Below are 21,175 nucleotides of genomic sequence, written 5' to 3' on the forward strand. Positions count from 1 at the left end.
AGCGGCACAACACGAACGAGCACGCAGGTGCGCGGGGTCCATGGTTCCGAATGCGCTGGGCAGATGCAAGGGCAGATGCACGTGCACGCGCCGGACCTGTCCGATCCCGTGCCGGTTCTTGCTCATTTCTTCCCACGGCCAGTTTCATGGCTTTCTGGAAGTCTTCTCATTTCCGTAATCGAATGAGTACGGGCTGAAGCGTTTTGATGGCAGAATCCGGCTCTTGGGGTTCAGGGGGAGCCCCGATGCCCAGGAAGCGATGGGGAGGGTTGGACCAGTGGCGGCAGGCGAGTCGAGTGGATCTGTGGTGCGGCGCATCCTGCTGGGCTCACAGCTCAGGCGGCTGCGCGACTCGCGCGGCATCACCCGCGAGGCGGCCGGCTACTCCATCCGGGCTTCCGAATCGAAGATCAGCCGCATGGAGTTGGGACGGGTGAGCTTCAAGGCCAGGGACGTCGAGGACCTGCTCACGCTCTACGGCGTCACGGACGAGGCGGAGCGCGACTCCCTGCTCGGTCTGGCACGCGAGGCCAATGTGGCGGGGTGGTGGCACAGTTACGGAGATGTGCTGCCCGGCTGGTTCCAGACCTACATCGGTCTGGAGGGTGCGGCCTCGCTCATCCGGATCTACGAAGTCCAGTTCGTACACGGTCTGTTGCAGACCGAGGCCTACGCCCATGCCGTCGTCTCCCGCGGCATGCGCGGCGCCCCCACCGCCGAGATCGACCGCCGGGTCGCGCTCCGGCTGGAGCGGCAGAAGGTCCTCGTCTCCGAACGGGCGCCGCGGTTCCATGCCGTGCTGGACGAGGCCGCGCTGCGCCGCCCGTACGGCGAACGCGAGGTGATGCGGGCGCAATTGCGGCATCTGATCGAAATGTCGGAGCAGCCGAACATCACGCTCCAGGTGATGCCCTTCAGTTTTGGCGGGCATGCGGGCGAGAGCGGTTCCTTTACGATGCTGAGTTTCCCGGAATCCGATCTGTCGGACATTGTCTATTTGGAGCAGCTGACAAGTGCGCTCTATCTGGACAAGCGCGAGGAAGTCGCTCAGTACGAAAAGGCCATGACGCGGCTCCATCAGGACAGTCCGGGTCCCGAAGAGAGCCGTGATCTGCTCCGCGGCCTGCTCCAACTGACCTGAGACATCAGTACGATGGCGCCTCAACAGGAGTCTGCACCTGCAGTAAGGGATCGCATGTCCTTCTTCAATGAGCTGGCCAACCAGTACATCGACGGTGAGTGGCGGACCGGTTCCGGCTCCTGGGACATCATCGATTTCAATCCGTACAACGGCGAAAAGCTCGCCGCGATCACCGTCGCCACCGCACAGGAGGTCGACGAGGCCTATCGCGCCGCCGAGCGCGCCCAGCGGATCTGGGCCGACGTCAATCCGTACGAACGCCGCCTCGTCCTCGAACGCGCCCTGCGCATCACCGATGAACTCACCGAGGACATCATCGGCGCGATCATCGACGAGCTGGGCGGCACCCGGCTCAAGGCGGAGTACGAGATCCGCTGCGCCAAGGACTTCCTGCGCGAGGCGATTCAGCAGGCGCTGCGCCCCGAGGGTCGGATCCTGCCGTCCCCGGTGGACGGCAAGGAGAACCGCGTCTACCGGGTGCCCGTCGGCGTCATAGGTGTGATCAGCCCCTTCAACTTCCCCTTCCTGGTGACGATGAAGTCGGTCGCGCCGGCCCTGGCGCTCGGCAACGCGGTCGTCATCAAGCCCAACCAGAACGCCCCCGTGGTCGGCGGCGGACTGATCGCCAGGATCTTCGAGGAGGCCGGGCTGCCCGCAGGTCTGCTCAACGTCCTGGTCACCGACATCGCCGAGATCGGCGACGCGCTCATAGCGCACCCCGTACCCAAGGTGATCTCCTTCGCCGGCTCGGACCGGGTCGGCCGCCATGTCGGCGCGACCGCCGGCGGACTCTTCAAGCGCGCCGTCCTCGAACTCAGCGGCAACAGCGCCCTGGTGGTCCTGGACGACGCGGACATCGACTACGCGGTCGACGCTGCGGTCTTCAGCCGCTTCGTCTATCAGGGGCAGGTCTGCATGGCCGCCAACCGCATCCTGGTGGACCGCTCCGTCGCGCCGGAGTTCACCGAGAAGTTCGTCGCCAGGGTGGCCGCGCTCAGGACCGGCGACCCGCGGGATCCGGCCACCCAGATCGGCCCCGTCATCAACACCTTCCAGGCTGACGCGTTGACCGCGCTGGTCGACCAGGCGATCGCGGAAGGCGCCATGGCGCTCGTGCGGGGCCGTACCCACGGCAACCTCGTCGAACCCACCGTCCTCACCGGGCTGCCGGACGACTCCCCGCTGCTGGCCCAGGAGATCTTCGGCCCGGTGGCGCTGCTGATGACGTTCGACGGCGAGGAGGAGGCCGTACGGATCGCCAACGACTCCCCGTACGGGCTGAGCGGCGCCGTGCACACGGCCGACGCCGAACGCGGGGTGCGGTTCGCGAAGCGCATCGTCACCGGGATGTTCCACGTCAACGACTCCACCATCCAGGACGACCCGCTGGTCGCCTTCGGCGGTGAGAAGTTCTCCGGAGCGGGGCGGCTGAGCGGCGATGCGACCGTGGAGGCGTTCACCACCCAGAAGTGGATCTCGATACAGCACGGCCGGACCGAATTCTCGCTCTGATGCCTGCCTGTTGAGGACCGAAGCTGTCCGCAAGGGTCCGTAGCTTGGTCGGTGTCAGGAAGACACCGGGCGCAAGCCCGAACTCCGAAGGGCGGACACCATGGTCACTCACGTTCCCGCAGAGGCTCACGGCGACGAGCGCGGCGCGCTCCTTTCCTTCGTGGAGGCGCAGCGCGGCGCTGTCCGGCGCTCGCTGATCGGGCTGACCGAGGAGCAGGCGGCGAGCCGGCCCAGCGCCAGTGGACTCTCCCTCTCCGGGCTGCTCAAGCATGTCGCCGAGACCGAGCTGAACTGGCTGTGTCTCGCCCAGCAGCGCCCCAATGAGAAGGCCCGCACCGAGGAGACCTGGGCGGACAGCTTCCGGCTGGTCGGGGACGAGAACGTCCCGCAGATGCTTGAGTTCTGGGCGAAGGTGGCGGCGGAGACCGAGGAGTTCGTCCACTCGGTGGACAGCATGAACGACACGTTCCCGCTGCCCGAGGCGCCTTGGTTCCCGAAGGACGAGAAGTGCTCGATGCGCTGGCTGCTGGTCCATCTTGTCGAGGAGATCGCCCGGCACGCCGGGCATGCCGACATCATCCGGGAGTCCCTGGACGGCCGTACCGCGTTCGAGTTGATCGCGCAGGACGCGAGCTGAGGGCTGTCCCGTAATCCCTGGTGGATCGGCGCGCCGCGTCGGAGGGGGCGTCGCGAGGCGGAGGGGCGTCATCGTGCCGGTCGTATCGGGGTGTTCCGACAACGCGGCGAGGCGCCGCACCTGTCGTCGTGCGCCCGCCAGGGATGACGCAGAACCCTTACCCTAGTCAAAGTTGAATAGGAAGGGTGAGTGGATGTCCGCGATCCGGCTGCTGGTCCTCGGGGCCGTGCGGCAGCACGGCCGGGCGCACGGCTATCAGGTCCGCAACGATCTGGAGTACTGGGGCGCCCACGAGTGGTCCAACGCCAAGCCGGGCTCGATCTACCACGCTCTGAAGCAGATGGCGAAGCAAGGGCTGCTGGTCGCCCACGAGATCGCTCCGAGCACCGCGGGTGGCCCGCCCCGCACCGAGTACGAGATCACCGAGCGGGGCACCGAGGAGTACCTCGCGCTGCTGCGCGCCGCGCTGACCGCGTACGACCAGAAGATGGACGTGCTGTCGGCGGGCATCGGCTTCATCGTCGACCTGGAGCGGTCCGAGGCGATCGCGTTGCTGAGGGAGCGGGTGGCGGGGCTGGCGGCCTGGCGGGCCTCGGTCACCGAGTACTACACGCCGGAGGACGGGCCCGAGTCGCTGGGCCACATCGGCGAGATCATGAACATGTGGGTCCACTCCGCGGACGCCGGGGCCGAGTGGACGCGAGGGCTGATCGCGCGGATCGAGGGCGGCGCGTACACCTTCGCGGGGGAGGGTGATCCGTTCGTCGGCGTACTCGCCGAGGGCGCGGAGAACCCGTACGCGACGGGTGTCCCGGATCCCGGGGACGACGACTAATCAAGTTTGACGAATGAGGGAGTCGCGGCTACCTTCTGCATCTAGTCAAGTTTGACTAGATCGCTGTGGCGAGAGGATGTGGCGATTTTGACCGACGCGATCGTTCTCGAAGATGTGCACAAGAGGTACGGGGGCAAGCGCGCCCTGGACGGCCTCGATCTCAAGGTCGCCAGGGGCACGGTGCATGCCGTGCTCGGCCCCAACGGCGCCGGCAAGACCACGGCCGTACGCATCCTGTCCACGCTGCTGCGGCACGACGGGGGTCGGGCCGAGGTGGCGGGGTTCGACGTACGGAGCCGGGCCGGCGAGATCCGGCGACGGATCGGTCTGCTCGGGCAGAACGCGGCGGTCGACGAGGAGCTCGGCGGCCGGCAGAACCTGGAGATGTTCGGCCGGCTCCACCACCTGGGCGCACGCCGTTCGGGCGTGCGGGCCGACGAGCTGCTGGCCCGCTTCGGGCTCGCGGACACCGGCCGCAAGGCGGTCAAGGAGTACAGCGGCGGTATGCGAAGGCGGCTCGATCTGGCCGCCTCGCTGATCACCGACCCCGAGGTGCTCTTCCTGGACGAGCCGACGACCGGGCTCGACCCGCGAGGGCGGGCCGAGGTGTGGGCGGCGGTGCGTTCGCTGGTCGGCGGCGGCACGACCGTGCTGCTGACCACGCAGTACCTGGAGGAGGCCGATCAGCTTGCGGACCGGATCTCGGTGATCGACGCCGGACGGGTGGCCGCAGAGGGCACGGCCGACGAGTTGAAGGCGCTGGTGGGCGGGGACCGGATCGATGTCGTCATACGTGACGCGGCACAACTGGGCGCCGCGGCGGGGTTGCTGACGGACGGAGTGGTCGTGGATGCGGACCGGCGGCTGATCGGGGCGCCCGCGGGGGACCGGATGGTGACGCTGACCCGGACTGTGCGGGCGCTGGAGGAGGCGGGCATCGAGGCGGAGGACATCGCGGTGCGCCGCCCGACCCTGGACGAGGTGTTCCTGTCCCTCACCGACAGGCGGACGGACGACGCGGAGGTGGTGGCATGAGCGCGGTCGGTACGGGAACGGCCGGCAGGAGCGCGAGGGGGGCGACCACGATCAGCTGGGCCGTGGCCGATTCATGGACGATGACCCGGCGCGAGCTCGCGCACTGGGCCCGGCAGCCGGTGCGGGTCGTCGTCGGCCTGGTCTTCCCCGTGATGTTGCTGCTGATGTTCAACTACCTGGTCGGTGGCGGGCAGGGCGTCGACGGCGACAACACCGAGTTCCTGGTGCCCGGCATGCTCGCGCTGACCATGGCGTTCGGTCTGGAGTCGACCATGCTCGCGGTCACCCAGGACCTCACCAAGGGAGTCATCGACCGGTTCCGTTCCATGCCGATGGTGTCCGGTTCGGTGCTGGTCGGCCGGAGCGTGGCGGACATGCTCCAGTCGGTGGCCGCGCTCGCCGTGATGATCGGGGTCGGGTACGCGGTCGGCTGGCGCTGGCACAACGGGGTGGCGGCGGCGCTGGGGGCGATCGGGCTGCTTCTGCTGCTGCGGTTCGCGATGCTGTGGATCGGCATCCAGCTGGCGATGGTGGCCGGAAGGCCGGAGATGGTGCAGGCGGTGCAGATCCTGGTCTGGCCGATCGGCTTTCTCTCCAACGTCTTCGCCGCACCGGAGTCGATGCCGGGCGGGCTGGGTGCGGTCGTCGAATGGAACCCGATGTCGGCGACGGCCACGGCGGTGCGCGACCTGTTCGGCAACCCGGGCGGGGCCGGGGGATCCTGGGCGGCGGAGCATGCCGGACTGCTCGCGGTGGGCTGGCCGGTGGCCCTGATCGCGGTCTTCTTTCCGCTTGCGGTGCGGCGGTTCGCCCGGTTGAGCCACTGACCCGAGTCCGATCCCGGCCCGGCCGCCGCCGGCTTGCTCCTCGGTCAGTGGTGGAAGGCCGTCGCGGCCTTCCGGTCATGACTCAACGGGTGCCGCTGGCCTCGCAGTTCGGGCAGCAGCAGGCGGAGGTCCTCCAACAGCAGTTCCGCGAGGTCCGAGGAGAAGCCGTTGCGGCACACCACCCGGAGCACCGACAGATCCTGCCGGTTGGCGGGGAAGGTGTACGCGGGCACCAGCCAGCCGTGCTCGCGCAGCCGACGTGACACGTCGAAGACGTCGTACGCATGCACGTCGGGGGCGGTCGTCAGGGCGAAGACGGGCAACTCGTCACCCCTGGTGAGGAGGTGGAAGTCGCCCAGCGTCTCGATCTGGGTGGCGAGCCCGCTCGCCACGTCGCGGGAGGCCTGCTGAACGGCGCGGTAGCCGTCCCGGCCCAGCCGCAGGAAGGTGTAGTACTGCGCCACCACCTGCGCGCCGGGCCGGGAGAAGTTCAGCGCGAAGGTCGGCATGTCGCCGCCCAGGTAGTTGACCCGGAAGACGAGCTCCTCGGGGAGATCCGAGGGTGAGCGCCACAGGACCCAGCCGACGCCCGGGTAGACCAGTCCGTACTTGTGCCCGGAGGTGTTGATGGACGACACCCGGGGGAGCCGGAAGTCCCACACCAGGTCCTCGTCCAGGAACGGCGCCACCATCCCTCCGGACGCGCCGTCGACATGGATGGGGATGTCGAGGCCGGTGTGCTCCTGGAGAGTGTCCAGGGCCGCGCAGAGGTCGGCGATGGGCTCGTACGAGCCGTCGAAGGTGGAGCCGAGGATCCCGACCACGCCGATGGTGTTCTCGTCGCAGAGCTCCGCGGCGGCCTGCGGGTCGAGATGGAAGCGTCCGCCCTCCATCGGGACCTGCCGGGCCTCGACCTCCCAGAAATTGCAGAACTTCTCCCAGCAGACCTGCACATTGATGCCCATGACCAGATTGGGCCTGGCGGTCGCCGGGTAGCGGTCGGCGTTCCTGGCCGCCCAGCGGCGTTTGAGCGCCAGGCCGGCGAGCATGCAGGCCTCGCTGGAGCCGGTGGTCGAACAGCCCACAGTCGTCGTCGGGTCGGGGGCGTTCCACAGGTCGGCGAGCATCGCCACACAGCGGCGTTCCAGCTCGGCGGTGCGCGGGTACTCGTCCTTGTCGATCATGTTCTTGTCCCGGCACTCGCCCATCAGCACCCCGGCCTCGGGCTCCATCCAGGTGGTGACGAAGGTGGCGAGATTGAGCCGGGAGTTTCCGTCGAGCATCAGCTCGTCATGGACCAGGCCGTACGCGGTCGAGGGCGGCAGCGGTCCGTCGGGCAGCCGGTGCCGCGGCGGCGCGGACGTCATCCCGGCCGTCGGATCGGCCTCCCCGAAGAACGGGTTCAAGGCGCGCCTGCGCCGCTCTTTGGACGGTTCCTTGTCGCGATTCGAACCTTTGTGGAGAGGCATCGGCGGACAGTCCTTCTCAGCTGGTGGCGGCGACGACGGTGGCGGGTGGCCTGCTCGGGTCAGTTCTCGGCCGCGAGGCCGGACTTGATGGCGCGGGTGAACTTCACGACCCGCTCGGCCTGCACCCGGGCAGCGGTCAGGGTCTGCTCACCCACCGGGATGTCGCCCTGCCCGGCGATGTGCGAGGTGCCGTAGGGATTGCCGTCGACGAACTTCGACGGGTCGGTGTAACCGGGGGCGACGAGGATGCCGCCGAAGTGATGGACCGAGTTGTAGAGCGCCAGCAGCGTGGATTCCTGACCGCCGTGCGGGGTGCTGGTGGCGGTGAAACCGCTGTAGACCTTGTCCGCGAGATGGCCGGCCTGCCAGAGGGCGCCCAGCCGGTCCAGGAACTCCTTGAGCTGGGCGGCGACATTGCCGAACCGGGTCGGCGACCCGAAGATCACGGCATCCGCCCAGACCACGTCGTCCTTCGAGGCCTCGGCGATGCCGGCGGTCGCCTTCACGTTGGCGGCCCAGGCCGGGTTGGAGTCGATGGCCGCCTGCGGCGCGAGCTCAGTCACCTTGCGCAGCCGTACTTCCGCGCCTGCCCTCCCGGCGGACTCCGCGATGGCCTCGGCGATGGTCGCGACGGTGCCGGTGGCGGAGTAGTAGATGACGGCGACGTTGACAGGCGTGGGCATGACGGAAACCTCCGACGGGCAGACCGGGACACGGTCATATGGATGTGACGATACGGACAGCCGGCGCAACCGGCGCGTCGGACAGGCGCAGTTCGGGCCCGGTTCACCTCAGTGGTGTGCCGTCCCCGTGGAGCTGCATCTGCGGCCGCCCGGTCACCAGGAGCCAGCCCGGCAGCGATGCGACGCACAGCAGCGGCAGTACGCCCGTGTCGCCGACCAGCACCGCCGCCGTGAACAGGCTCAACCAGCCCTGCCGGGTGATGGCCAGCAGAACCCCCAGCACCGAGCACGGCACCGCGAGCGCCGGCGGCACCGCGTCGACGGCGGCATGGGCGCACAACCCGAGCGCCACGCCGACGAACACGGCAGGGAAGATCCGGCCGCCCCGGAAGCCGCAGGTCGCGGCGGTCACCAGCGCGACGGTCTTCACCACCGCCATGGCGGCGAACTGGCCGGCCGACCAGCCGTTCGGATCGGCGCTGAGCTCCTTCACCTCGTCCAGCCCCTTGAAGAGCGTGAGATGGCCGCCGAGTGCGCCGAGCAGACCGAGCACCAGGCCGCCGCAGGTCAGCATCAGGACCGGATGACGCAGGGTGCGAAAGGCGCGGTGCACGTACGGGAACGCGTACACCGCCGCCAGTCCGAGCAGCGCCGCGGCCGACGTGATCACGACCGAGGAGAGCAGATCCCCCCAGTGCGGGCCGGGGTACGGCGGCAGTGACAGGCCGAAGCTGGGGTGGGCCAGCAACGACATGGTGAGTGCCCCCGCGGCACCCGCCGCGAGCGGGCCGAAGAGCCGGTCCCAGAGTGCGCCCGGTGCGCCCCCGTCGGCCGCGAGCGACTCGGAGAGGATCAGGGCCGCGGCGATCGGGGTGCCGAACAGCGCGCCGATGGTGCCGGCCGAGGCGAGAGCGATCCACAGGGTGGCCGGAGTCTGCGGGGCGATCCGGCGGCCCAGCCAGAAGGTGAGCGCGATATTGGCGGCGGTGATCGGGTTCTCGGGCCCGAGGCTGACCCCGCCCGCCAGCGCCAGGACCGTCACGACCAGCAGCCCTGGGATGACGTCCGGCGGCATGGGCGGATCGACCAGCCCGGTGGTGGCCGGGTCGGGTCCGGCGTGACCGTGCACCGTGCGGATCACCAGGCCGACCGCGAGGCCCGTGGCGGTGAGCATCACGATCATCCACAGCGAGGAGTACCCGCCGATGGAGAGCGCCTGGGGAAGCGTCTCCCAGAGCACGTCCTGGAGCTGCTCCGCGAGGAGACTGATGCCGAGCAGGATGAGCGCCGAGGCCACGCCCACGACCAGGGCGGGCACGATGAGGAGCACCAGACGGCGTGCGGAGGCGGACTCGGCGGGCACGGGGGAGTCGGAGACCATCGGCTCACCCTAGCGACGCAAAAGCCGCATAATGCGCCAATCTGATCCAAGTGTGAGGGCAATTCGGGCTTGCACCTCACGTCACGTCAGGCCTCAGGCTCGGACACGTACCGACGCACAGAGCGAATCGAAGAAGGGGGCGGGAACCGTGGATCACTCCGTGGGACAGGTCGCCGGTTTCGCCGGAGTCACGGTGCGCACACTGCACCACTACGACGGCATCGGACTGCTCTCGCCCAGCGGGCGCAGCCACGCGGGTCACCGGCGCTACGACGACGGCGACCTCGACCGGCTGCAGCAGATCCTGTTCTACCGGGAGCTCGGCTTCCCGCTCGAAGAGATCGCGGTGCTGCTCGACGACCCGGACGCGGATCCGCAGGACCACCTGCGCCGTCAGCACGCCCTGCTGTCCGGCCGGATCGCCGAGCTCCAGAAGATGGCCGCCGCCGTCGAAACAGCCATGGAGGCACGGAAGATGGGCATCAATCTCACGCCCGAGGAGAAGTTCGAGGTCTTCGGGGTCAAGGACCCGGAGGAGCACGCGGAGGAGGCCGAGCGCCGCTGGGGCGGAACGGCCACGTACGCGGAGTCGCAGCGCCGGGTGGCCCGCTACACCAAGGAGGACTGGAAGCGGATGCAGGCCGAGGTCGCCGCATGGAGCGAGGCCTACACCGCCGTCATGGAGGCGGGCGAGCCGGCCGGCTCGGAGGCGGCGATGGAGCTGGCCGAGGCGCACCGTCTCCACATCTCCACATGGTTCTACGAATGCACCTACGAGATCCACCGGGGACTCGGCGAGATGTACGTGGGCGACCCGCAGTTCCGCGCGTACTACGAATCGATCCGGCCCGGCCTGGCCGAGCACCTTCGGGACGCGATCGACGCCAACGCGGAGCGTCGGGCGTAACTCCTTGTACGGGGGCCGAGGCGCCTCGGCCCCCGTCGGGGCGGTCAGATCCTGCTGATCACGGCCGCCGTGCCGTACGCGCAGACCTCCGTGCCCACATCGGCCGCCTCCGTCACATCGAAGCGCATCATCAGCACCGCATTGGCGCCGCGTGCCATGGCCTGCTCGACGAGCCGCTCCATGGCCTGGTTACGGGTGGCGACGAGGGTCTTGGTCAGCCCCTTCAGCTCGCCGCCGATCATCGACTTCAGCCCGGCGCCGATCTGGCTGCCGAGGTGACGCGAGCGCACCGTCAGGCCGAACACCTCGCCGATCACCTGGGTCACCTGGTAGCCGGGGACGTCATTGGTGGTGACGATCAGGACCTCGGACTGCGTCTGACCGCCGCCGTAATCTTCAATGCCCATCGTGTGGCACCTCCTGGGGACAGCTTTGTCCCGGTTCACCCCCTGTGCATCCTCGCGTGGGCCACTGGAACCCGGAGGCGCCTTGTGGCGTTGATAGCTTTGGGCGGCCACGCAGCCGCCATCGACCGATCCTGGAGCCCGGACCCTTGAATACGCTTGCGCTCGGACCGAGCTGGCTGGACCCGGACCATCTCATCGGGCAGTTCGGGCTGCTCGGTGTGCTGGTCATCGTCTTCGCCGAGTCCGGGCTGCTGATCGGTTTCTTCCTGCCCGGTGACTCGCTGCTGTTCACCACGGGCCTGCTGGTGACGACGGACAAACTGCACACCCCTCTGTGGTTGGTCTGCGTCCTCGTGGCGCTGGCGGCGATCATCGGCGACCAGGTGGGCTATCTCTTCGGCCGCAAGGTCGGCCCGTCGCTCTTCAAGCGGCCGGACTCCCGCCTCTTCAAGCAGGAGAACGTCGAGAAGGCCCACGAATTCTTCGAGAAGTACGGTCCGAAGTCGCTGATCCTGGCCCGCTTCGTGCCCGTCGTGCGTACGTTCACGCCGATCATCGCCGGTGTGAGCCGGATGAACTACCGCTCGTTCATCACGTTCAACATCATCGGTGGCGTGCTCTGGGGTGTCGGCGTCACGCTGCTGGGCGCCGGGCTCGGCCAGATCGAGTTCGTCCGCAAGAACATCGAGGCGATGCTCGTCCTGATCGTGCTGATCTCGGTGGTGCCGATCGCGATCGAGTTCCTGCGCGCCCGCAGCAAGGCGAAGAAGGAAGCGGCCGCCCAGGGCGAGGACCGGAGCCCGCTCGCAGGCGGCAACCCGGCCCCGGGCCAGCGCGGCCGCCACGCCAAGCGCTGAACCGCCTCCGTGAAGGCGGAAGGCGTCAGAAGCCGCGTGTCCGCTTGGCCGCGCGGCGGTTCGCCCCGCCGACCGCTCCCGGCACCCGCATGAACAGCCGGGAGATCTCGCTCCCCAGATTCACCCCGATCGCGATGGCCAGCGCCGTCGCCACCGCGGTCGACAGCGAGGCGAGCCCCCGGTCCAGCTCGTTCTGCGCGACACCCAGCAGACCGAAGTACGTGGCCGAACCAGGCAGCAGCGGACCGATCGCCGCTGTGATGAACGGCAACGACGAGGTGTACCGGTACCGCGAGAACAGCTGCCCGAAGAGCCCCACCAGGCCCGCCGCCACCGCCGTCGCCGCCACCGGCGAGATGCCGGCGGTCCGGGCCATCGCCCCGTAGATCACCCAGGCCACGCCGCCGTTGAGGGTCACCGCGAGCACCGTGGACCGTTCCTGCTGGAGCAGGATCGCGAAGGCGAAACAGAGCGCCATCGACGCCAGGATCTGCACCACCGGCCGGTCGTGGGCCACGAACCGGGCCTCCGGATTGAGCTGGGCGCCCAGCTGCACCCCCAGATACAGGACCAGCAGCACACCGGTGACGATGGCGATGAAGAAGTACATGACTTCGAGGAGCCGGGCGGCCGCGGTGATGTAGTAGCCGGTCAGGCCGTCCTGGACGCCCGCGACCAGAGCCCGCCCGGGCAGCAGCGCGAACAGCCCACCGGTGATGACGGCGGACGGCCGGATGTCCGTCGAGTGGGTCAGGGTCAGTGCGACCCCGATCGCGGCCGGAGGCATCGCCGCCACCACGAACTGGTAGAACTCCGGCATCCCGCGCCCCGCGAACAGCCAGGCGAGCCGGTCGCCGAGCATCGCGCCGACCGCCGCCACCACGAAGACCAGCGCGTTACCGCCGACCAGCACCGACGCCGCACCGGCCAGCCCGCCGCCGGCCAGCGTCAGCACCCAGCCGGGATACGGATGCCGGTTGCGCCGGATCTCGGCGAGCCGCCGGTACGCCTCCTCCAGGGAGACCTCGACGTCCTCGGTGGTGATGTCGTCGACGAGCCGGAAGACGGCCGCCAGCCGGGTGTAGTCGGTGCCGCGGCGGCGTACGGTGCGGCTCGCCGTCACCGGATCGTCGACCAGTGAAGGCTGGTGCGAGATCGACAGCAGGGTGAAGGTGACCGTCGGCTCGCAGCGGTCGAGACCGTAACTGCGGGTCACCGCGAACATCGCGGCCTCGACGTCCTCCGCACCCTCGCCGCCCGCGAGCAGCAACTCCCCGATACGCAAGGTCAGGTCGAGCACGCGCGGCACCGCGGGCCCCGCTTCGTCCGGCCTCTGCACCGGCTCCGGCGCCGGCCGCTCGGCGACGGGCATCCGCAGCATCGTGCGCATCCGGTCCTGCCAGGGGGCCTCCTTGGTCAGCTGGACCATCGGAATGCCGTGCGCAGGGGTGAAGGCGGGCGGCGCCTGCTTGACGCCGTGGGTGCGCGGTGGGGCGAACGCGGAACCGATCGTGTCGGAGCCGCTGCCCGAACCCGATCCGGAGCCGGAAGCGGAACCTGCGCCAGTGGGCTCGGGCGTCAGACCGGCCGGAATGGCGAACTCCGACGTGGGATGGTCGTCCTCCGACGGAGTTGCGGACTTCCCCACCCCCTCCGGCGGGACGAAGGCGCTGCGCGCCTCGTCGGACTGGGGCTTCTGGTCCTCGGGACCGCCCTGTTCCGCCACCACTCGACCTCGCTCCTTCTTGGCTGCGCGTCTTCGGTTGCGCTTGTGCCCAGTATGGGCGCGGACATGGGCGCAGACGCGAAACGGGCGGCACACCTGTGAAAGGTGTGCCGCCCGTTCCTTGCGCTGAACCGCGAACGGACCTTGCGCGGGACCCTACGGACCGTGCGCGGGGCCGCATACGGAATCGGCGTCGAGCCGGTCCGACGGCTGCGGGACCGCAGGTGTCAGTGCGCGCCGCCCTGCGCCTCGAGGCGCTTGTAGGAGGCCTCGATCTCGGCCTCCGCCTCGGCGCGGCCGACCCAGTCGGCGCCCTCGACGGACTTGCCGGGCTCCAGGTCCTTGTAGACCTCGAAGAAGTGCTGGATCTCCAGGCGGTCGAACTCCGACACGTGGTGGATGTCGCGCAGGTGCTCCACCCGGGGGTCGGAGGCCGGCACGCACAGCAGCTTGTCGTCGCCGCCGGCCTCGTCCGTCATGCGGAACATGCCGATGGCGCGGCACTTGATGAGGCAGCCGGGGAAGGTCGGCTCGTCCAGGATGACCAGCGCGTCCAGCGGGTCACCGTCCTCGCCGAGGGTGTTCTCGACGAAGCCGTAGTCCGCCGGGTAGCTGGTCGAGGTGAAGAGTCGACGGTCCAGGCGGATCCGACCGGTCTCGTGGTCCACCTCGTACTTGTTCCGCGAACCCTTCGGGATCTCGATGGTGACGTCGAACTCCACGGGTGGCTCCTCCATGATCAACACATACGACTGGTGATTAAGTGTCCCCCACGGAGATGTGTGCTCGCGAAAGGGGCTGGTCAACGGTGGCCGAGCCGGTGAAAAGACCGTCGATCAATCCGTTGAGAGCGTTCCGCGGGCCGACCGGAGCGGCCCGCCCGAACAGGTTGCACGGACTGAGCAACTGGCAGTTCACGGCAGGCTCCGCCGTCCTCGGCCTGGCGCTCGCAGCCGGCGCCGTCCTCGCCGCCGGCCCCTGGGACTCGGGTCAGCGTAAGGCCGAGCAGGAGTGGGCTGCCGCCAGGAGCCGTACAGGTGGCGCACATCACGAGGCCACCGCGCCGTCCGGACCGGCCCCGGCCCCCAGTGCCCCGGCGGTCCTCACGGGTCTGAGCACCGGGGTCGACAAGTCCGCCCCGGACGCCCCGGACACCCCGGACGGAGCAACGGCCGATCTCCGGGGCACCCTCACCCCGTTGCTGAACGCCTCCGCGCTCGGCACGGTCCGTACCGCCGCCGTCATCGACACCGCGACCGGCAAGCGGCTGTACGGGAAGGGGGCCGACACTCCCATGACGCCCGCCTCCACCGTCAAGATCGCCACCACCGTCGCCGCGCTCTCCGCCCTCGGCCCCGGACACCGCATCGCCACGACGGTCCAGGCGTCACCGGACTCCCGCAGTCTCACCCTCGTGGGGGGCGGCGACCCCACGCTCGACAAGGCGGCGCTGCGCGAGCTGGCCGCCGACACCGTGCACGCGCTGCGCGACCGCGGCATCGACACCGTCCGGCTCGCGTACGACACGTCCCGGTACTCCGGACCCGCACTGCACCCGATCGGCCCCAACGAGAACATCGCCCCGGTCAGCGCCCTGATGGTGGACGAGGGGCGGCTCGACGGTACGGACAGCGGGCCCGCCCCGCGCAGTGGCGACCCGGCCGGTGACGCGGCCCGCGCCTTCGCCGGACTGCTGAACGACGCGGACATCGACACCGGCTCCGGGCCGGTGTCCGGCCGCCCGGCAGCCAAGTCCCGCCCGGTCGCCGAGCACCTCTCCGCCCCGCTGTCCGCCCTCGTCGAACGCGCCCTGACCAACAGCGACAACGACATCGCCGAGGCGCTGGCCCGGCAGACCGCCCTGGCCGCGGGCGAACCCGCCGACTTCGACGGCGGCCGACGGGCCGTCACCGCGCAGCTGAAGAAGCTGCATCTGCCGCTGAACGGCGCAAAGTTCGCCGACGGCAGCGGACTGAACCGGCAGGACAAGGTCACCGCAGGGCTGCTGGCCGGGCTGCTGGCCCGCGCCGCCGACCCGGACCACCCCGAACTGCGCCCGGTCCTCACCGGCCTCCCGGTGGCCGGCTTCAGTGGCACCCTCAGCAAGCGGTACACCGAGACGTCGCGCGGCACCGGTCTGATCCGTGCCAAGACCGGCACCCTCACCGGGGTGAACACCCTCGCCGGGACCGTCGTCGACGGCCGGGGGCGACTGCTCGCCTTCGCCTTCCTGGCATCCGGTACGACCTCGCCGTCCGAGGCCCAGTCCTCGCTCGACGCCCTTGCCGCGAGCCTCGCCGCCCGCAACGGGTGAGCCGGTCAAGAGCTCACCGCGGAGCGACCCGAGCACGTACGGTTGACGCATGACGAGCATCGGTGGTGCCGAGATGGTCGACTGGAATCTGGCGGTTGCGACCGCGACCCGGCTTGTACGGCCGGGCCCCGACATCAGCCGCGAGGAGGCCCGCGAAGTCGTCGCGGAGCTTCGCCGGCATGCCAAGTCCGCGGAGGAACACGTCCGCTCCTTCACGCGGATGATCCCCGAGGGGTCCGAACCGGAGGACACCCCGGTCCTGGTCGTCGACCGGGCCGGCTGGATCAGGGCGAACGTCGCGGGCTTCCGCGAACTGCTCCGCCCCCTCCTGGAGAAGATGCAGGACCGGCGCGGCAACAGCCCGGGCGGCGCCGTACTGGGCGCGGTCGGCGGCAAGGTCACCGGTGTCGAACTGGGCATGCTCCTGTCGTTCCTGGCCTCCCGGGTGCTCGGCCAGTACGAGACCTTCGCCCCGGCCGGCCGCGACCTCCCGGGCTCGGCCGACGGCGGCGGCAGGCTGTTGCTGGTCGCCCCGAACATCGTGCACGTCGAGCGTGAACTCGATGTCGACCCGCACGACTTCCGGCTCTGGGTCGCGCTCCACGAGGAGACCCACCGCACCCAGTTCACCGGTGTGCCGTGGCTCCGCGACCATCTGCAGGGTGAGATCCAGTCATTCCTCGACGAGACCGACGTCGACCCGATGACCGTGCTGGAGCGGCTCCGCGAGGCCGCCCAGTCGCTCGCCGGCGGCCGGCCCGAGGGCGAGGACGGCGAGGACGGCGGCCGCAGCCTCGTGGAGATCGTGCAGACCCCTGCCCAGCGCGAGATCCTCGGCCGGCTCACGGCCGTGATGTCCCTCCTCGAAGGGCACGCGGACTATGTGATGGACGGCGTCGGCCCCGAGGTCGTGTCCTCCGTCGCCGAGATCCGGGAGAAGTTCCAGCAGCGCCGGGCGCGCGGCGCCTCGCGGCTCGACCAGGCGCTCCGCAAGCTCCTCGGGCTCGACGCCAAACTGCGTCAGTACCGGGACGGCGAGCGGTTCGTACGCGCCGTGGTCGACGAGGTCGGCATGGACGGCTTCAACCGGGTCTGGACGTCCCCGAACACCCTCCCCACCAAGGCTGAGATCGCCGCTCCGGCGGACTGGATCGCGAGGGTGCACCGTAAGGCAGAGTCGTGATCATGGGGCGGCCGACGGGGGAAGACGACAGATGTACGCGCCGGTAATCACCCATCCGAGGGACCGTAGGGGCATGGAAAGGCGTGCAATGCTCGATGGGCGGCCCGGCTCTGTCACCATCGACGCACTCTGAGTGACGGCACTTGTCCGTGCCGACGCTTCGAAGCACCCCCCAAAACTTCACGAAGGGCACCGGACATGGGTCCCCATCCTGCGGTCGCGGCGATACGCCTGGCGGTCCGCCGCGTACTCCACGACGTACTCAACGAATTCGCCGAACGCACCGATCACGACGGACACATCGCACATACCGAGCGCGCCTCCCGCCCCGAGTTCGCCGAAGCCGGCACGGGCAGGTGCGGCGCCGCACTCGCCGACCGTCCCGCGCTTCCCGAACGGCCCGACACCCCGCTGGTGCTGGTCGCCTGTTCCGGAGGCGCCGACTCCATGGCGCTCGCCTCCGCCCTCGCCTTCGAGGCCCGCAAGCTGGCCGTCCGGGCCGGCGGTATCACCGTCGACCACAATCTCCAGGACGGGTCCGACGACCGCGCCGCCGAGGTCGTCGCCCGGCTCAGGGGCATGCGCCTCGACCCGGTCGAGGCCGTCGCCGTGCACGTCGGTAGCGAGGGCGGTCCCGAGGCCGCCGCCCGTGACGCCCGCTACGCCGCCCTGGACGCGGCGGCCGAGCGGCACGGCGCCGCCGCGGTGCTGCTCGGCCACACCCGCGACGACCAAGCGGAGACGGTCCTGCTCGGCCTCGCCCGCGGCTCCGGTATCCGCTCGCTCTCCGGCATGGCCGCCGCATCCGGCCCGGCCGGCCGCTACCGCCGCCCCTTCCTCCAGCTCGACCGGCAGACCGCCCGCAAAGCCTGCCTCGTCCAGTCCCTGCCCGTCTGGGACGACCCGCACAACATCGACCCCGCCTACACCCGCTCCCGGCTGCGTCACGAGGGCCTGCCCGCCCTGGAGAAGGCTCTCGGCAAAGGCGTCGTAGGGGCCCTGGCCCGTACCGCGCAGCTCTCCCGCGACGACGCCGACGCCCTGGACACCTGGGCCGCCGAGGCCGACTCCGCCGTACGCGACGACGCCGGGCAGCTGGAATGCGCCAAGCTGTACGCGCTGCCGCCCGCCGTCCGCCGCCGGGTGCTGCGCCGTGCGGCCGTGGAGGCGGGCGCTCCGGCCGGTTCGCTGTTCGCCCGGCACATCGAAGAAGTCGACCGGTTGATCACCGGCTGGCGCGGCCAGCAGGCCATCAACCTCCCCGGCCGAGTCGAAGCCCGGCGCCAGGGTGGCAGACTGGTGATTCGGCAGAGCTGACGCACAAGCGGCTGACATGCAGGCGAGCGGCCGCGCAGGTCCGGGACACCACCCCGGACCGGGCAGGCAAAGGAAGAGACGCGGGTGAACGAGAAGGACATGGGTACCGACCTTCAGGCGGTGCTCCTCACCAAGGAAGAGATCGACGCGAAGCTCGTCGAGCTGGCCGCGAAGATCGACGCGGAGTACGCGGGCAAGGACCTGCTCATCGTCGGCGTCCTCAAGGGCGCAGTGATGGTGATGGCGGACCTGGCGCGCGCACTGTCCACCCCCGTCACCATGGACTGGATGGCTGTCTCGTCGTACGGCGCGGGCACCCAGTCGTCCGGTGTCGTCCGGATCCTCAAGGACCTGGACACCGACATCAAGGGCAAGCACGTCCTGATCGTCGAGGACATCATCGACTCGGGCCTCACGCTGTCCTGGCTGATGTCGAACCTGGGCTCGCGTGAGCCCGCCAGCCTGGAGATCTGCACCCTGCTGCGCAAGCCGGACGCGGCGAAGGTCGCGCTCGACTGCAAGTGGGTCGGCTTCGACATCCCCAACGAGTTCGTCGTCGGTTACGGGCTGGACTACGCGGAGAAGTACCGCAACCTGCCCTTCGTCGGGACGCTCGCCCCGCACGTCTACGGCGGCTGACCGGCCGCGACCCCTCTTTCCCCGGTCCGCATCCGACGTGGGCGGGCTGCCGGGGAACCCTTGACCGCCGCGCGGCGTTGAAGCCTTCGAAGGCACGTTTGACAGACGTCCTCGGCGGTCACGGGTGACAATGCTGGGGTACCGTCCGAAGAACAGTCTTTTCTCACAGCAGCATTTACCTACGGGCAGGAGGGACGGGGCGACTTCGCTCCGTATGGATGGACGTGAAGCGATACTTCCGTGGGCCGGTCATGTGGATCGTGCTGGCCGTCCTCGCCGTGGTCGTGTTGATGCAGGTCGTCGGCTCGTCTGGCGGCTACAAGACGGTGGACACCGGCAAGGTGATCCAGGCGATCAGCAAGGACCAGGTGGAGCAGGCCAAGCTGACCACCGGTGACGAACAGATCCTCAAGATTGAGCTGAAGGACGGCCAGAATCTCCCGGGCGAGTCCGGCAGCAAGTTCCAGGCGAGCTACATCGGTGACCAGGGTGTCCAGCTTGCCGACACGCTGCAGAAGAAGTTCGAGAGCGGTGACATCGAGAAGGGTTACACCGTCTCGCCGTCGAAGCAGTCGCCGTTCATCTCGATCCTTCTCTCGCTGCTGCCCTTCGTCCTGATCGTGGTCGTCTTCCTGTTCCTGATGAATCAGATGCAGGGTGGCGGCTCCAAGGTCATGCAGTTCGGCAAGTCCAAGGCGAAGCTGATCACCAAGGACACCCCGAAGACGACGTTCGCCGATGTGGCGGGGTCCGACGAGGCGGTCGAGGAGCTCCACGAGATCAAGGAGTTCCTCCAGGAGCCGGCGAAGTTCCAGGCCGTCGGGGCCAAGATCCCCAAGGGCGTCCTGCTGTACGGGCCTCCCGGTACGGGCAAGACGCTGCTCGCACGCGCCGTCGCGGGCGAGGCGGGCGTCCCGTTCTACTCGATCTCCGGTTCCGACTTCGTCGAGATGTTCGTCGGTGTCGGTGCCTCCCGGGTCCGTGACCTGTTCGAGCAGGCCAAGGCGAACGCCCCGGCGATCGTCTTCGTCGACGAGATCGACGCCGTCGGCCGGCACCGCGGTGCGGGTCTCGGCGGCGGTCACGACGAGCGCGAGCAGACCCTGAACCAGTTGCTCGTCGAGATGGACGGATTCGACGTGAAGGGCGGCGTGATCCTGATCGCCGCCACGAACCGGCCGGACATCCTCGACCCGGCGCTGCTGCGTCCGGGCCGCTTCGACCGGCAGATCGCGGTCGACCGGCCGGACATGCAGGGCCGACTCGAGATCCTCAAGGTGCACCAGAAGGGCAAGCCGGTCGCCCCGGACGTCGATCTCGGCGCCGTGGCCCGTCGTACCCCCGGCTTCACCGGTGCCGACCTGTCGAACGTGCTGAACGAAGCGGCGCTCCTCACGGCGCGCAGCAACCAGAAGCTGATCGACAACGAGATGCTGGACGAGGCGATCGACCGCGTCGTGGCCGGCCCGCAGAAGCGGACCCGGATCATGTCCGACAAGGAGAAGAAGATCACCGCGTACCACGAGGGCGGACACGCCCTGGTCGCGGCGGCCTCGCCGAACTCGGACCCGGTGCACAAGATCACGATCCTCTCCCGCGGCCGCGCCCTCGGTTACACGATGGTGCTGCCCGAGGAGGACAAGTACTCCACGACGCGCAACGAGATGCTCGACCAGCTTGCCTACATGCTGGGCGGGCGCGCGGCCGAGGAGCTGGTCTTCCACGACCCGACCACCGGCGCTGCGAACGACATCGAGAAGGCCAGTGCCACGGCCCGCGCGATGGTCACGCAGTACGGCATGACGGAGCGGCTCGGCGCGATCAAGTTCGGCGGCGACAACACCGAGCCCTTCCTGGGCCGGGAGATGGGCCACCAGCGCGACTACTCGGAAGAGGTCGCGGCGCTCGTCGACGAAGAGGTCAAGAAGCTCATCGAGACCGCGCACAACGAGGCCTGGGAGATCCTCGTCGAGAACCGCGACGTTCTCGACAACCTGGTCCTCCAGCTGCTGGAGAAGGAGACCCTCGGCAAGGAGCAGATCGCCGAGATCTTCGCCGGAATCGTGAAGCGTCCGGCCCGTCCGGCGTGGACCGGCTCCGCACGGCGTACGCCGTCGACGCGGCCTCCGGTGCTCTCGCCGAAGGAGCTCGCTCTCACCAACGGCGTCACCACGGCCAACGGCTCGACGCCGACGGACACCACCCCGGCCACCGAGGCGGTCCCGGAGGAGCGTCCGGAGAGCTGACACGGACCCGGTGTGGCCCCCGTCACGGGGGTCCACCGACCCGGAATGGATGCCGTGCC

19 protein-coding genes are annotated in these 21,175 nt (G+C 69.4%); 13 read left to right on the top strand and 6 right to left on the bottom strand.

Going from position 1 to position 21,175, the window contains the following annotated elements; all coding sequences use genetic code 11:
* The first annotated feature begins 259 nt into the window (after positions 1–259).
* From OG963_RS25285 to OG963_RS25310, 6 genes are all read left to right on the top strand, one after another.
* Positions 260–1,141: a helix-turn-helix transcriptional regulator gene (locus OG963_RS25285; protein ID WP_078878977.1), complete on the top strand. Its 882-nt coding sequence runs from the start codon at positions 260–262 to the stop codon at positions 1,139–1,141.
* A gap of 54 nt (positions 1,142–1,195) precedes the next feature.
* A complete protein-coding gene (locus tag OG963_RS25290; RefSeq protein ID WP_371799480.1) occupies positions 1,196–2,653 on the top strand; it encodes an aldehyde dehydrogenase family protein in 1,458 nt (485 codons plus the stop codon).
* 100 nt (positions 2,654–2,753) lie between these two features.
* Positions 2,754–3,290 (top strand): DinB family protein, encoded by a 537-nt coding sequence (locus OG963_RS25295; protein ID WP_093777900.1) that lies wholly within the window; start codon positions 2,754–2,756, stop codon positions 3,288–3,290.
* Between the two features lie 193 nt (positions 3,291–3,483).
* Positions 3,484–4,125 (top strand): PadR family transcriptional regulator, encoded by a 642-nt coding sequence (locus OG963_RS25300; RefSeq protein WP_093931260.1) that lies wholly within the window; start codon positions 3,484–3,486, stop codon positions 4,123–4,125.
* A gap of 87 nt (positions 4,126–4,212) precedes the next feature.
* The gene (locus OG963_RS25305) at positions 4,213–5,160 is read left to right on the top strand and encodes an ATP-binding cassette domain-containing protein (protein WP_093931259.1); all 948 of its coding nucleotides are present in this window, start codon (positions 4,213–4,215) and stop codon (positions 5,158–5,160) included.
* Entirely contained in the window at positions 5,157–5,987 is an 831-nt protein-coding gene (locus OG963_RS25310; RefSeq protein ID WP_371799481.1) for an ABC transporter permease, read from the top strand. Before OG963_RS25305 ends, OG963_RS25310 begins: the two co-directional genes overlap by 4 nt.
* A 44-nt stretch (positions 5,988–6,031) precedes the next feature.
* Here OG963_RS25310 and OG963_RS25315 read toward each other — a convergent pair whose 3' ends face one another.
* From OG963_RS25315 to OG963_RS25325, 3 genes are all read right to left on the bottom strand, one after another.
* A complete protein-coding gene (locus OG963_RS25315) occupies positions 6,032–7,456 on the bottom strand; it encodes a glutamate decarboxylase (protein ID WP_371799482.1) in 1,425 nt (474 codons plus the stop codon).
* A 59-nt stretch (positions 7,457–7,515) separates the two neighbouring features.
* Positions 7,516–8,139, bottom strand: a complete 624-nt coding sequence (wrbA, locus tag OG963_RS25320) for an NAD(P)H:quinone oxidoreductase (protein ID WP_093777894.1) — start codon at positions 8,137–8,139, stop codon at positions 7,516–7,518.
* Between the two features lie 103 nt (positions 8,140–8,242).
* Complete coding sequence (locus OG963_RS25325) at positions 8,243–9,520, bottom strand: ion channel protein (RefSeq protein ID WP_319329657.1); 1,278 nt, start codon at positions 9,518–9,520, stop codon at positions 8,243–8,245.
* A 148-nt stretch (positions 9,521–9,668) separates the two neighbouring features.
* Here OG963_RS25325 and OG963_RS25330 point away from each other — a divergent pair, with 148 nt between their 5' ends.
* Positions 9,669–10,427 (top strand): MerR family transcriptional regulator, encoded by a 759-nt coding sequence (locus OG963_RS25330; protein WP_093777890.1) that lies wholly within the window; start codon positions 9,669–9,671, stop codon positions 10,425–10,427.
* Positions 10,428–10,471: 44 nt separating this feature from the next.
* Here OG963_RS25330 and OG963_RS25335 read toward each other — a convergent pair whose 3' ends face one another.
* Positions 10,472–10,834, bottom strand: coding sequence for a YbjQ family protein (locus OG963_RS25335; RefSeq protein ID WP_030925239.1), 363 nt, complete (start codon positions 10,832–10,834; stop codon positions 10,472–10,474).
* A gap of 146 nt (positions 10,835–10,980) precedes the next feature.
* Between OG963_RS25335 and OG963_RS25340 the strand changes: the two genes are divergently transcribed.
* On the top strand, positions 10,981–11,691 hold the full coding sequence (locus OG963_RS25340; protein WP_093777888.1) for a DedA family protein: 711 nt from the start codon (positions 10,981–10,983) through the stop codon (positions 11,689–11,691).
* A 25-nt stretch (positions 11,692–11,716) separates the two neighbouring features.
* On the opposite strand, the gene OG963_RS25345 is transcribed toward OG963_RS25340, so the two are convergent.
* On the bottom strand, positions 11,717–13,420 hold the full coding sequence (locus OG963_RS25345) for a threonine/serine exporter ThrE family protein (protein WP_093777886.1): 1,704 nt from the start codon (positions 13,418–13,420) through the stop codon (positions 11,717–11,719).
* Positions 13,421–13,644: 224 nt separating this feature from the next.
* Positions 13,645–14,139, bottom strand: coding sequence for an inorganic diphosphatase (locus tag OG963_RS25350; RefSeq protein WP_003968257.1), 495 nt, complete (start codon positions 14,137–14,139; stop codon positions 13,645–13,647).
* A gap of 86 nt (positions 14,140–14,225) precedes the next feature.
* Between OG963_RS25350 and dacB the strand changes: the two genes are divergently transcribed.
* The 5 genes from dacB (at position 14,226) to ftsH (ending at position 21,116) form a co-directional block, all read left to right on the top strand.
* Complete coding sequence (dacB, locus tag OG963_RS25355) at positions 14,226–15,731, top strand: D-alanyl-D-alanine carboxypeptidase/D-alanyl-D-alanine-endopeptidase (RefSeq protein ID WP_371126472.1); 1,506 nt, start codon at positions 14,226–14,228, stop codon at positions 15,729–15,731.
* A gap of 49 nt (positions 15,732–15,780) precedes the next feature.
* Positions 15,781–16,914 (top strand): zinc-dependent metalloprotease, encoded by a 1,134-nt coding sequence (locus OG963_RS25360; protein ID WP_030925255.1) that lies wholly within the window; start codon positions 15,781–15,783, stop codon positions 16,912–16,914.
* A gap of 198 nt (positions 16,915–17,112) precedes the next feature.
* Positions 17,113–18,231 carry a tRNA lysidine(34) synthetase TilS gene (gene tilS / locus OG963_RS25365; RefSeq protein WP_093777882.1) on the top strand — a complete coding sequence of 373 codons (1,119 nt, stop codon included), beginning with the start codon at positions 17,113–17,115 and terminating at the stop codon, positions 18,229–18,231.
* 99 nt (positions 18,232–18,330) lie between these two features.
* Positions 18,331–18,870 (top strand): hypoxanthine phosphoribosyltransferase, encoded by a 540-nt coding sequence (gene hpt, locus OG963_RS25370; protein ID WP_030972308.1) that lies wholly within the window; start codon positions 18,331–18,333, stop codon positions 18,868–18,870.
* 218 nt (positions 18,871–19,088) lie between these two features.
* Positions 19,089–21,116 carry an ATP-dependent zinc metalloprotease FtsH gene (gene ftsH / locus OG963_RS25375; protein WP_093777880.1) on the top strand — a complete coding sequence of 676 codons (2,028 nt, stop codon included), beginning with the start codon at positions 19,089–19,091 and terminating at the stop codon, positions 21,114–21,116.
* The last annotated feature ends 59 nt before the right edge of the window (positions 21,117–21,175 follow it).

It is taken from the genome of Streptomyces sp. NBC_01707 (assembly GCF_041438805.1).
Classification (GTDB): domain Bacteria; phylum Actinomycetota; class Actinomycetes; order Streptomycetales; family Streptomycetaceae; genus Streptomyces.